Origin of the sequence: Streptomyces sp. BR123, from assembly GCF_013401435.1 — a bacterium.
Lineage (GTDB): Bacteria > Actinomycetota > Actinomycetes > Streptomycetales > Streptomycetaceae > Streptomyces.
Genome location: NZ_JACBGN010000227.1, coordinates 1 through 11,787, shown reverse-complemented (window position 1 = coordinate 11,787; position 11,787 = coordinate 1). Strand labels below are relative to the sequence as shown.

The following is an 11,787-nucleotide window of genomic DNA, read 5'->3' as shown; positions in this document are numbered from 1 at the left end:
CACCCGCCCCGGCGGCCCGCCGCGGCACCCGTTTCCACGCCTGGGTGGAGTCCCGGTTCGAGGAGCTCCCGCTCCCCTTCCTCGACGTCCTCGACCCGGAAGGGGGCGGCCTGCCCGGCTCCGACCAGGAGGTCGCCGACGAGGCCGACCTCACCGCCCTCAAGGAGTCCTTCGAGCGCAGCGAGTACGCCGAGCGCACCCCGTACCGCCTGGAGGTCCCGGTCCAGCTGACCCTGGCCGGCCGCGTGATCCGCGGCCGGATCGACGCGGTCTACCGCAACCCCCGGGGCAGCCGGTACGCGTACGAGATCGTCGACTGGAAGACCAGCCGATCCACCGAGGCCGACCCCCTCCAGCTCGCGATCTACCGCCTCGCCTGGTCGGAGACCACCGGCACCCCCCTGCGCCGGGTCGGAGCGGCCTTCCTCCACGTCCGCAGCGGCCGCGTGATCCGGCCGCGCCGCCTCCCCGGCCGGGCCACCATTGAGCGGATCCTCCAAGGCACATCGGGCACGGCCAGTGGCCGCCGGGCAGACAGATAGGGTCGTGGCATGAGCGAAACCCCGGCGGACAACGTCGTCCGCACGTACATCGACACCCATCGCGCCGCCTTCCTCGACGACCTCGCCGAGTGGCTCCGCATCCCTTCCGTCTCGGCCCAGCCCGAGCACGCGGGCGATGTACGACGCAGTGCCGAGTGGCTCGCCGCCCAGCTCACCGAGACCGGCTTCCCGGTCGCCGAAGTATGGGAGACGGACGGCGCGCCCGCCGTCTTCGCCGAGTGGCCCGCCGACGACCCCGGGGCCCCGACCGTCCTCGTGTACGGCCACCACGACGTGCAGCCCGCCGCGCTCGCCGACGGCTGGCGCACCGAGCCGTTCGAGCCGGTCGTCAAGGACGGCCGCATGTACGCGCGGGGCGCCGCCGACGACAAGGGCCAGGTGTTCTTCCACACCCTCGGCGTACGGGCGCACCTGGCCGCGACCGGCGCCGACGCCCCCGCCGTGCACCTCAAGATGCTGGTCGAGGGCGAGGAGGAGTCGGGTTCCCCGCACTTCCGGGCCCTGGTCGAGCGGGAGGCGCACCGCCTCGCCGCCGACGTGGTGATCGTCTCCGACACCGGCATGTGGTCCGAGACCACCCCGACCGTGTGCACCGGCATGCGCGGCGTCGCCGACTGCGAGATCGACCTGCACGGGCCCGACCAGGACATCCACTCCGGCGCGTTCGGCGGGGCCGTGCCCAATCCGGCCACCGTCGCCGCCCGCCTGGTCGCGGCGCTGCACGACGCCGACGAGCGGGTCACCATCCCCGGCTTCTACGACGGCATCGCCGAGCTGACGGACGAGGAGCGGGCGCTGATCGCCGAGCTGCCGTTCGACGAGGCCGAATGGCTGGCCAACGCCAGGTCCCACGCGACGGCGGGCGAGAAGGGCTACTCCACCCTGGAGCGCGTATGGGCCCGCCCGACCGCCGAGGTCAACGGCATCGGCAGCGGCTACCAGGGCCCCGGCGGCAAGACCATCGTGCCCGCCTCCGCCCACCTGAAGCTGTCGTTCCGCCTGGTGTCCGGGCAGGACCCGTACGAGGTCGAGGCCGCCGTCCGGGACTGGGTCGCGGCCCGCGTCCCCGACGGGATCCGCCACTCCATCGTCTTCGGCGCCCCGACCCGGCCCTGCCTGACCCCGCTGGACCACCCGGCGCTGCAGTCCGTCGTACGGGCCATGGGCCGCGCCTTCGGGCAGAAGGTCCGCTTCACCCGCGAGGGCGGCTCCGGACCGGCGGCCGACCTCCAGGACGTCCTGGGCGCTCCCGTGCTGTTCCTCGGCATCTCGGTGCCGTCGGACGGCTGGCACGCCCCGAACGAGAAGGTCGAGCTGGACCTGCTCCTCAAGGGCGTCGAGACGGCCGCCCACCTCTGGGGCGACCTGGCCGCCCACTGGAAGCCCACGGGCGCCGGCACAGCCTGACCCGCGGCGGCACCGCCTCCCGCGTGCGGGGCGCGGCCGCGCCCCGCACGCCCCGCACCACCCACGCACCACGAGTCACGAGTCACGAGCCACCGAGCCTGCCCGTCCACGCCACCGGGGGAGTTGGAAGTACCTGTGAGCACGTATACCGAGCACCCGATCTCGCTGGCCGCGCCCAGCGGAATCGACCGCGCCGCGCACCACCGCCTCGACGAGGCCTGGCTCGCCGCCGCCTGGAGCCACCCCACGACCCGGGTCTTCGTGGTCTCCGGCGGCCAGGTCCTGATCGACGACACCCCCGACGGCGGCACCGGGATCGTGATGACCCCGGCCTTCGAGGCCCCGCTCACCGAGACCCACCGCTACTTCCTCGGCACCGACGAGGACGGCGTACGGTACTTCGCGCTGCAGAAGGACGTCCTGCCGGGCCGCATGGACCAGTCGGCCCGCCCGGCCGGCCTGCGCGAGGCCGGGATGCTGCTGTCCCCGCGCGACGCCGGGCTGATGGTGCACGCGGTCGCCCTGGAGAACTGGCAGCGGATGCACCGCTTCTGCTCCCGCTGCGGGGAGCGCACGGTGGTCGCGGCTGCGGGCCACATCCGCCGCTGCCCGGGCTGCGGAGCGGAGCACTACCCGCGCACCGACCCCGCCGTGATCATGCTGGTCACCGACGACCGGGACCGGGCGCTGCTGGGCCGCCAGGTGCACTGGCCGGAGGGCCGCTTCTCGACGTTGGCCGGATTCGTCGAGCCGGGCGAGTCCATCGAGCAGGCGGTGGTCCGCGAGGTCTGGGAGGAGGCGGGCGTCCGCGTCGGCGAGGTCGAGTACACCGCCAGCCAGCCCTGGCCGTTCCCGTACAGCCTGATGCTCGGCTTCACGGCCCGGGCCGTCACCTCCGAGATCAACGTCGACGGCGAGGAGATCCAGGAGGCCCGCTGGTTCTCCCGCGAGGAGCTGCGCCGCGCCTTCGAGACGGGCGAGGTGCTGCCCCCGTCGGGGATCTCCATCGCGGCCCGGCTCGTCGAGCGCTGGTACGGCGAGCCCCTGCCGCGCCCGGCCGCGTAGCCCGCGGCGCTGTCCGGGGGCCGGTGGAAGGGCGGGCAAGCGAAAGGCCCCCGCCTCGGCGGGGGCCTTTCCGCGCGTACGTCCGGCGCGCCGGCCCGGCCGCGGATCCGGCTCGGGGGTCCGGCTCAGACGGCGAGGGCCTGCTGCACCTGCGCCAGGCTCGGGTTCGTCATGACCGACTCGGTGCCCGACGGGGACACCACCAGCACGGTCGGGACGGTCTGGTTCCCGCCGTTCGCCTTCTCGACGAACGCCGCGGACTCCGGGTCCAGCTCGATGTTGATCTCGTTGTACGCGATGCCTTCCCGGTCCAGCTGGGTCTTCAGCCGGCGGCAGTAGCCGCACCAGGTCGTGCTGTACATCGTGACGGAACCCGTGTCCTGCATGCTGCGCTCCTTCGTGGGGTGGGTGATCCGGAGTACTCGAACGTACGGGACCCCCGAGCCATTCCCGCACCCGTCGCACGCCGCATACGTCAAGTACGACGAGTGTGACCGGCGCCGCTTCCCTGTGGACGGATTTCCCGCCCCCAGGTCCGGACCTGGCAGCATGGCGGGGTGACAGCAGCAACGCCCTTCCCGTCCTTCCCCGCCGGCGCAGACGACTCGGCAGGCTCGGCCGACGCGGTGCTCCTGGGCCTGGACCCGGAGCAGCGCGAGGTCGCCACGACCCTGCGCGGACCGGTGTGCGTGCTGGCCGGCGCCGGAACCGGCAAGACCCGGGCGATCACCCACCGCATCGCCTACGGCGTCCGGTCCGGGCAGCTCATGCCCGCCAGCGTGCTGGCCGTCACCTTCACCAACCGCGCCGCCGGCGAGATGCGCGGCCGGCTGCGCGCCCTGGGCGCGGGCGGGGTCCAGGCCCGGACCTTCCACTCCGCCGCCCTGCGCCAGCTCCAGTACTTCTGGCCCCGGGCCGTCGGCGGCGAGCTGCCCCGGCTCCTCGAACGCAAGGTCCAGCTGGTCGCCGACGCGGGCACGCGCTGCGGCGTCCGCCTCGACCGCAGCCAACTGCGCGACGTCACCGGCGAGATCGAATGGGCGAAGGTCACCCAGACCGTCCCCGCCGACTATCCGGCGGCCGCCCTGAAGGCGGGCCGCGACGCCCCCCGCGACATGGCCGAGATCGCCCAGCTGTACGGGACGTACGAGCAGCTCAAACGCGACCGCGGCATGATCGACTTCGAGGACGTGCTGCTGCTGACCGTCGGCATCCTCCAGGACCGCCACGACATCGCCGAGCAGATCCGCCGCCAGTACCGGCATTTCGTCGTGGACGAGTACCAGGACGTCAGCCCGCTCCAGCAGCGGCTGCTGGAGCTGTGGCTCGGCGACCGCGACAGCCTCTGCGTCGTCGGCGACGCCAGCCAGACGATCTACTCGTTCACCGGGGCCACCCCGGACCACCTGCTGGACTTCCGCATCCGCTACCCGCACGCGACCGTCGTCAAGCTGGTCCGCGACTACCGCTCCACCCCCCAGGTCGTCCACCTCGCCAACGGGCTCCTTGCCCAGGCCGGCGGCCGGGCCGCCGCCCACCGCCTGGAGCTGGTCTCCCAGCGCGAGCCCGGCCCCGACCCGGTCTATGCCGCCTACGCCGACGAGCCCGCCGAGGCCGAGGGCGTCGCCGCCCGGATCCGGAAGCTGATCGCCGCAGGAGTCCCGGCCGGCGAGATCGCCGTGTTGTTCCGCATCAACGCCCAGTCCGAGGTCTACGAACAGGCCCTCGCCGACGCCGGCGTCCCCTATCGGCTGCGCGGGGCCGAGCGGTTCTTCGAGCGGGCCGAGGTGCACAGGGCGCTCCTCGCCCTGCGCGGCGCCGCCCGCTCCGCAGGCAACGACCCGCTGCTCGACGACGTCATCGGGCTCGGCGCCCAGGTCCGCGCCGTGCTCAGCGCCACCGGCTGGACCGCCGAGCCGCCCGCCGGCTCCGGGGCCGCCCGCGAACAGTGGGAGTCGCTGGCCGCGCTGGTCCGGCTCGCCGAGGACTTCGCCCTGGCCCGGGGCGGGGCCACCCTCGCCGACCTGGCGGTCGAGCTGGAGGAGCGCCGGGCCGCCCAGCACGCGCCGACCGTCCAGGGCGTCACCCTCGCCTCGCTGCACGCGGCGAAGGGCCTGGAGTGGGACGCCGTGTTCCTCGTCGGCCTCACGGACGGCATGCTCCCGATCACGTACGCGAAGACCGACGACCAGATCGAGGAGGAGCGGCGGCTCCTCTACGTCGGCGTCACCCGCGCACGCCTGCACCTGAGCCTCTCGTGGGCCCTCTCGCGCTCTCCGGGCGGCCGCGCCTCCCGCGAGCCCAGCCGCTTCCTGAACGGGCTCAGGCCGGGCTCCGGGACCCTCGCGGCCTGGGCCGGCTCCCCGGCCGAGCGGGAGGTGGCCGAGCGGGAGACCCGCCGCCGCACCCCCCGCGGCTCCGCGCGGTGCCGGGTCTGCGGCAGAACGCTGACCGCGGCCGGCGAGCTCAAGTTGATGCGCTGCGAGGACTGCCCGTCCGACATGGACGAGGGCCTCTACGAGCGGCTGTGGGAGTGGCGCGAGATACAGGCCCGGGAACAGAGGGTGCCCGCGTACTGCGTCTTCACGGACAAGACGCTGACGGCGATCGCCGAGGCCGCTCCCGCCGGGCCGGGCGAGCTCGCGGTCATCCCCGGCGTACCCGGCCGGAAGCTCGATCGGTACGGAGCCGAGGTCCTGGCCATCTGCGCAGGTCAGGCGCCTGAAGCTGCGGGCGGCGTCGACGCGTAGAAACTCGTCGGAAAAATAGTTTGCACATGCCCAGCCGATCCCCATAGGTTCTTAGCAACGGAAACGGTGGCTTCTGACGAAGCTTCCGATCCGTGCTGTACTTATCCGAATACGCATGGGACAGGCCCCCGGGCCCGTCCCCGAGACGCCGAGAGGAGGCGAGACCAGTGACCAGCACCATCACCACCAAGATGACCGATCGCCCGGTCGCCGCTTCCTGCACGCTCGGCTCCTCCTCGCTCCTCCCGCTCATGGGTACCGGTCTGTCCGCGATTTCCGCCGACAGCCGCGCCCTGCTGGCCGCCGCGCCCGTCGCGTCGACCGTGAGCGAGCGGAATGAGCGACCGACCCAGGCACCGGTGGCAGAACTGGCAGAAGCCCAGGCGCACGCCTATGGATTCGCCTTCGCGGCCGGTGCCGGATCCAAGACGAAGCAGACGAAGCAGCAGCACCACCTGATGTGGGCCTTCCGCGGGCTCGAACCCTGGAGTGATCCAGCCTGATCCAGCGATCAGGCCGGCGCCTTCAGGGCCGCGGAACCCCACCCGGGATCCGCGGCCCTTCTGTTTGTCCCCGATCGGGGACGACGGCGAGAAGGAGCCTCGGGACTGGCAAGACCAGGTACCAGCCGCCCCCGGCCGAACCCGGCCGGAACGACTAACCGAACAAGACGAGGAAGAACACACCGTGCAACTCGAAGAGCACGCCCCGTCCGTACCGCAGACCCAGACGATCTCCCCGCCCGCAGTCCCGGAGGACTCCACCTTGACTCCCCTCACCGCGCTCACCGCGCTCGACGACGCCATCGAGAACCTCGGCGTACCGGTCGCCTGCCGTACCTACGACCCCGAGGTCTTCTTCGCCGAGTCCCCGGCCGACGTCGAGTACGCGAAGTCCCTGTGCCGCACCTGCCCGCTGGTCGAGGCCTGCCTCGCCGGTGCGCTCGAGCGCCGCGAGCCCTGGGGTGTCTGGGGCGGCGAGCTCTTCGTCCAGGGTGTGGTCGTCGCCCGCAAGCGTCCCCGTGGCCGCCCGCGCAAGAACCCGGTTGCCTCGGCATGAACGCCATCGGAACCATCGACCGCCCCCTGACGCACGACCCCCTGAAGCAGGCCTCCATGACCGCCCACACGACGAGCGAGAAGCCCCACGGCTCCGCCACCGCAGACTTCATCACCACCGGCGCGATCACCTCGCGTCAGAACAGGACCCGCGAAATGCAACTCATCCCAGAAGCCCTGGCCCGTGCGCATATGGACGACCGCATGCGTGAGGCCGACGCCGAGCGTCGCGCCCTGCGCCTGGTCGCCGCCCGCCGCATGCAGCGGCGTGCCGAGCGCGTCTCCCTGCGCGCCCGCCGTGCACTGGCCATGGCCGTCATGCACTGAGACCGGCCCGCCCGCGCCGCCACCCGGCGGCGCGGGCAGCACACCGGGGGGACCGGTCCGAACGGACCGGTCCCCCCGGTGCGTTGCGGACCGCTCCGCGCCCCGCCGGGGATATCGTCGGGAGGTGGCCCAGCCGACTCCTCCTCCCGACCCGTCGGAACCCGAGGCCCAGCCCGTCGTCTGCGCGCGCTGCGGCACACGGTCCCCGAACGGCCCCCCGCCCACCTGGACCTGCTCGGTGGAGAACGGGACCAGACAGTACTTCTGCGTGGACTGCGCGCGGGAGAACCTCCGGGCGATCGAGGGCCGCCTCGACTCGTCCTGGTGGTGAGCCCGCCTCACTCCGGCGGCACGAACCCCGGCAGCCAGGCCTCCAGTTCGCCCCGCAGTCGCACCGTCGCACCCAGCTGGCACAGCACCCCGATGGTGCTCAGCGTCACGCGGTGGATCAGCAGGTACGCCGGCGGCAGATTGATCTGCCGACCCAACTGGTGGGCGGGGGAGCGCGGATCGGCCAGCCGGGACGCCTGGCCGCGCAGCCACGACCGGGTGAAGGTGAACTCCTCCGCCTCGATGGGTTCGATGATGGGCTTCAGGTAGTCCAGCATCGCGCGCGGGTCCAGCTCGATGGACTCCTTCACGAACCCCTCGGCGGACAGGTGCCCGTACATGCCCTCGGCATCGTCCTCCAGCGTCATCCGCAGCGAGGTGCCGATGGCCTTGGGCCAGCCACCGGGCAGCCGATCGACCGTGCCGAAGTCCAGCACGCCCAGGCGTATCCGGCCTTCCGGCCCCGTCAGCAGGCGGAAGTTGCCCGGGTGCGGATCCGCGTGCAGCAGCCCCGTGCGCGCCGGCCCCGTGAACAGGAACCGGGCCAGCAACTGACCGGCGCGGTCCCGCTCTTCCTGCGTGCCGTCGGCTATCACCTCCGAGAGCGGGGTCCCGTCCAGCCACTCGGTCACCAGCACCTGGTCGCCCTGGTGCACCACATCCGGCACCACCACGTCCGGATCGTCCCCGAACGCGTCCGCATGGGTGCGTTGCGCCTCGGCCTCCAGCTCGTAGTCCAGCTCCTCCACGACCCGGTCGCGCATCTCCTGGATCAACGGCTTGAGCTCCATGCCCGGGACCAGCGGCCCCAGCAGCCCGGCGAACCGGCTCAGTTGCCGCAGATCCGACACCAAGGCCTCTCCGGCCCCCGGGTACTGGACCTTGACCGCCACCTGCCGGCCGTCGTGCCACACCGCCTTGTGCACCTGCCCGATCGACGCCGCCGCAGCCGGCTTGTCCTCGAACTCCTCGAACAGGTCCCGCCAGTCGCTCCCCAGACGCTCCGCCAGCACCTGGTGCACCGTCTGCGCGGGCAGCGGCGGAGCCGCCTCCTGAAGCCTGGTCAGCGCCGCCCGGTACGGGCCGGCGAACTCCTCGGGAAGGGCCGACTCGAAGACGGAGAGCGCCTGCCCGAGCTTCATGGCACCGCCCTTCAGCTCCCCGAGCGTGCGGAACAGCTGCTCGGCGGTGCGTTGCTGGATCTCACGCGCCACGATCTCCGCCGACTTGCCCCCGATCCGCTTCCCCAGCCCCCAGGTGGCCCGACCCGCGATGCCCAGCGGCAGCGCGGCCAGTTTGACGGTACGGGTGACCGCCTTCCGGGGAAGATCAGACATGCGCCCCTCCAATTCCCAGACAGCCGTGGCGCAAGCGGCGGTTCAGGGGTGCCCTCTCCGCGCCTGCGGCCTCCCCGCATCCTGTCATGGCCCTTCCGCGCCCTCCGGCGCGCATCGCCCCGCCCTGTCCGAGACCCGAACCGGCCCGTCTCATTCCCGTACCTCCTCCTCCGCCGCCAGCGTGGCCGCCGCGCACGGGCAGCCCGGGTGCGGCCGGATCCCGGTGCGCTCCCAGTGCAGCCCCGGCAGAGCGGCCTCCCAGCGGGATGCGGTCGATGCCGGCAGCTCCCCGTCGACGAAGGACAGCGCGTGCGCCGCGGCCAGCCCGGCCACCGCCGTGGACAGCCCCAGATCACAGGCCGCGGCCGCCCGCCTGCGGTGCGCCGAGCGCCACTGGACCAGCATCCGCGGCCAGGCTGGGTCCCGCTCGACCCGGTCCCGCTCCATGCAGCCGGCACAGGCCGTGGCCCCCGGAAGCACCAGCGGCCCGACGATCCCCGTGCCCTCCAGCACCCCCGCGTACAGATGCGGGACGCCGCCGGCGATCCAGTCGGCCGCGAGCGCGGGATCCGGCGCCCAGACGGCAAGGCCGTCCCGCGGCGCGACCACCACCAGGGCCGGGACGGTCTCCGGGCCCTCCCGCTCCGCCGCCCGCGGCGCCCGCCCCGGAGCCGACGCGCGCACCAGCCCCGCGGCGGCCTCCGAGCGCAGCCGGCCCACACTGTCGGGCCCGATCCCGCCCGGCGCCACGTCCGCCGGCTCCACCCGCCCTCCGTCGAGCACCTCCACCCGGCCCACGCCGGCCCCGGCCAGGACCGCGGCGATCTGCCCGCCCACCCGGCCGCTGCCGCGCACCTGGACCCGTATCGCCCGCCGCGCCGCCACGCCCCGCAGATCCCCGCCGGGTTCGCGGTGCACCAGGGAGAGCGAGCCCAGGTCGGGCCCCAGCCGCTCCAGCGTCTCCGGCCGCTTGCGCACCGCCTGGGCCCGCGGCCCGCCCGCCGTGGCGTCGTCGAGCAGCCCGGCCGCGGCCAGCCGCCGGACCAGCCCGTCCACCTGCCCGTCCGGCAGCCCCATGGCCGCGCCCTCCGTGCGCAGCAGGTCCATGCCGCGGGTCCCGTCGATCCGGTCGATGAGCGCCCCCGTCGCCGTGTCGACCGGGCCGAGCACCACGGCATGCGCCGGCGTCACCCCGAACTGGACCGTCTGCAGATCCCGCCACGCCCTGGCCAGTGCGGGCTTCACCTTCGGATACACGGCCCTCCCCCTCCTCCTCGTCCTCGTCGGCGCACCGCCTGCGCGGACCGCCCTCGGTTCCCCGCCCTCGGATTCCCGTCGCCGGTTTCCCGTCCACCGCAACAGTGCCCGCCCGCCGCATCCGGTGCGCGAGTTTGTCCACAGGCACGACCTATTGGGCATATGAGATGGAGAAGGGTCGTGCATGCGGCACCCGCTGCGAATGGATCAGGTCCGAACCGCGGAGCGGGGCTCCCCCGTCCGCGTCGAGCGGGTACGGTCATGGGCGTGCCCGCCGACCCCACGCAGCGCGCCGTCGAAGTCCGCCGGAGCGCGCGCCGCCGCAGGACCGTGTCCGCCTACCGCGAAGGCGACCGGACGGTCGTGCTCATTCCTGCCCGCATGTCCGAGGCCGAGGAGCAGCGCTGGGTGGGCGTCATGCTCGACAGACTGGCCGCACGGGAGACCCGGCGCACCCTCGGGGACGCGGAACTCGGGGAGCGCGCCGCCCGTTTGTCCGAGCAGTACCTCGGCGCCCGCGCCCGCCCCCGCTCGGTCCGCTGGGTCACCAACCAGAACAGCCGCTGGGGCTCGTGCACCCCGGCCGAGGGCAGCATCCGGCTCTCGCACCGCCTCCAGGGGATGCCCGAGTACGTGGTCGACTACGTGCTGCTGCACGAGCTGGCCCACCTCCTGGTGGCCGGCCACGGCCCGCGCTTCTGGGAACTGCTGGAGGCCTACCCGCGCACCGAGCGGGCCCGCGGCTACCTGGAGGGCGCGGCCGCGGCCGACCGCCTCCCCGAGATCCCCGGGCCCCGCGGCGACTGACTCCTGCGGGCCGCCGGTCCCGGGGCACCGGGCCCGCGGTGACCGGGCGCCGTGTACCGGCTCGGTACCGACTTGTCCCGGCTCGGTACCGACTTGTACCGGGTCGGTACCGACTTGGCCTGATGTCGTCGGATGCGGCTAGCCTGAGCGGCACGCATTTCACTGTCGGGATGGGGGACGGTCTTACGCATGGCCAGGGAATTCCAACGCGGTCACAAGGCCAGGATCAGCGATCTGACGGCGGGCACGGACCTGTACGTGGGCGTGCAGATCGCCGGGCCGGGACTCGCCTTCGACATCAGCTGCTTCGGGCTCGACGCCCATGAGCAGCTCTCGGACGACCGCTACTTCGTCTTCTACAACCAGCCGAAGTCGCCGGAGGAGTCCATCCAGCAGCTCGGCGCACAGGCCGGCGACACCGAGTCCTTCCGGGTGACGCTGGACCGCATCCCGGCCCACATCCACAAGCTGTCCTTCACCGCCACCCTCGACGGCGACGGCCAGATGTCGCAGATCGGCCCCGGCTACATCCGGATCGTGGCCGGCGGCGAGGAAGTCGTCCGGTACTCCTTCACCGGCGCGGAGTTCAGCACCGAGCGCGCGCTGATGCTCGGCGACTTCTACCTCAAGGACGTGTGGCGCTTCGCCGCGGTCGGCCAGGGCTTCGACGGCGGACTCGCCGCCCTGCTCCAGCACTTCGGCGGCGAGGTGGCCGAGGAGCAGGAACAGGAGCAGGAGCAGCCCGCGCAGCAGGCCCCGGGCCGGCCCGCTGCCCCGGCTCCCGCCCCGGCCTTCGCCCCGCCGCAGGAGGCCGCGCCCGCGCCGTCCTTCGGCACCCCGGTCCAGGCCCCGCAGGCCCCGCCGGCACCCCAGCCCTGTCTCTTAT

Annotated in this window: 13 protein-coding genes; 10 read left to right on the top strand and 3 right to left on the bottom strand. The window is 73.3% G+C overall.

Annotation, left to right across the window (positions count from 1 at the left end):
- The 3 genes from HYE82_RS27275 to nudC form a co-directional block, all read left to right on the top strand.
- Positions 1-542 (top strand): PD-(D/E)XK nuclease family protein (locus tag HYE82_RS27275; protein ID WP_179176822.1); only part of this gene is annotated, 542 nt, incomplete at its 5' end.
- A 9-nt stretch (positions 543-551) separates the two neighbouring features.
- On the top strand, positions 552-1,970 hold the full coding sequence (locus tag HYE82_RS27270) for a dipeptidase (protein ID WP_179176821.1): 1,419 nt from the start codon (positions 552-554) through the stop codon (positions 1,968-1,970).
- 123 nt (positions 1,971-2,093) lie between these two features.
- Positions 2,094-3,035: an NAD(+) diphosphatase gene (gene nudC / locus HYE82_RS27265; protein ID WP_179176820.1), complete on the top strand. Its 942-nt coding sequence runs from the start codon at positions 2,094-2,096 to the stop codon at positions 3,033-3,035.
- A gap of 125 nt (positions 3,036-3,160) precedes the next feature.
- Here nudC and HYE82_RS27260 read toward each other — a convergent pair whose 3' ends face one another.
- Positions 3,161-3,421: a mycoredoxin gene (locus tag HYE82_RS27260; protein WP_179176819.1), complete on the bottom strand. Its 261-nt coding sequence runs from the start codon at positions 3,419-3,421 to the stop codon at positions 3,161-3,163.
- A 171-nt stretch (positions 3,422-3,592) separates the two neighbouring features.
- On the opposite strand from HYE82_RS27260, the gene HYE82_RS27255 reads away from it, so the two are divergent.
- The 5 genes from HYE82_RS27255 to HYE82_RS27235 all read left to right on the top strand — a co-directional run bounded on the left by HYE82_RS27255 (position 3,593) and on the right by HYE82_RS27235 (position 7,501).
- Positions 3,593-5,785: an ATP-dependent DNA helicase UvrD2 gene (locus HYE82_RS27255; protein ID WP_179176818.1), complete on the top strand. Its 2,193-nt coding sequence runs from the start codon at positions 3,593-3,595 to the stop codon at positions 5,783-5,785.
- A gap of 167 nt (positions 5,786-5,952) precedes the next feature.
- A complete protein-coding gene (locus HYE82_RS27250) occupies positions 5,953-6,288 on the top strand; it encodes a hypothetical protein (protein ID WP_179176817.1) in 336 nt (111 codons plus the stop codon).
- Between the two features lie 184 nt (positions 6,289-6,472).
- The gene (locus HYE82_RS27245; RefSeq protein WP_179176816.1) at positions 6,473-6,844 is read left to right on the top strand and encodes a WhiB family transcriptional regulator; all 372 of its coding nucleotides are present in this window, start codon (positions 6,473-6,475) and stop codon (positions 6,842-6,844) included.
- The gene (locus HYE82_RS27240; protein WP_179176815.1) at positions 6,841-7,170 is read left to right on the top strand and encodes a hypothetical protein; all 330 of its coding nucleotides are present in this window, start codon (positions 6,841-6,843) and stop codon (positions 7,168-7,170) included. Before HYE82_RS27245 ends, HYE82_RS27240 begins: the two co-directional genes overlap by 4 nt.
- 124 nt (positions 7,171-7,294) lie before the next feature.
- Positions 7,295-7,501, top strand: coding sequence for a hypothetical protein (locus HYE82_RS27235; RefSeq protein WP_179176814.1), 207 nt, complete (start codon positions 7,295-7,297; stop codon positions 7,499-7,501).
- 7 nt (positions 7,502-7,508) lie between these two features.
- Here the strand turns inward: HYE82_RS27235 and HYE82_RS27230 are convergent, their stop codons facing one another.
- Together HYE82_RS27230 and HYE82_RS27225 are read right to left on the bottom strand one after the other, a co-directional pair.
- Positions 7,509-8,837 (bottom strand): AarF/ABC1/UbiB kinase family protein, encoded by a 1,329-nt coding sequence (locus tag HYE82_RS27230; protein WP_179176813.1) that lies wholly within the window; start codon positions 8,835-8,837, stop codon positions 7,509-7,511.
- A gap of 150 nt (positions 8,838-8,987) precedes the next feature.
- Positions 8,988-10,094: a ThiF family adenylyltransferase gene (locus tag HYE82_RS27225; RefSeq protein ID WP_179176812.1), complete on the bottom strand. Its 1,107-nt coding sequence runs from the start codon at positions 10,092-10,094 to the stop codon at positions 8,988-8,990.
- 261 nt (positions 10,095-10,355) lie between these two features.
- Here HYE82_RS27225 and HYE82_RS27220 point away from each other — a divergent pair, with 261 nt between their 5' ends.
- Both HYE82_RS27220 and HYE82_RS27215 read left to right on the top strand, forming a co-directional pair.
- Complete coding sequence (locus HYE82_RS27220; protein WP_256987759.1) at positions 10,356-10,901, top strand: M48 family metallopeptidase; 546 nt, start codon at positions 10,356-10,358, stop codon at positions 10,899-10,901.
- A 189-nt stretch (positions 10,902-11,090) separates the two neighbouring features.
- Positions 11,091-11,787: TerD family protein (locus HYE82_RS27215; protein ID WP_179176810.1), on the top strand; the 697-nt coding region annotated here is incomplete at its 3' end.

Coding starts and splice junctions, on each gene's coding strand:
- HYE82_RS27270 (WP_179176821.1), top strand. CDS start 552: ATGAGCGAAACCCCGGCGGACAACGTCGTCCGCACGTACATCGACACC.
- HYE82_RS27260 (WP_179176819.1), bottom strand. CDS start 3,421: ATGCAGGACACGGGTTCCGTCACGATGTACAGCACGACCTGGTGCGGC.
- HYE82_RS27240 (WP_179176815.1), top strand. CDS start 6,841: ATGAACGCCATCGGAACCATCGACCGCCCCCTGACGCACGACCCCCTG.
- HYE82_RS27230 (WP_179176813.1), bottom strand. CDS start 8,837: ATGTCTGATCTTCCCCGGAAGGCGGTCACCCGTACCGTCAAACTGGCC.
- HYE82_RS27220 (WP_256987759.1), top strand. CDS start 10,356: ATGGGCGTGCCCGCCGACCCCACGCAGCGCGCCGTCGAAGTCCGCCGG.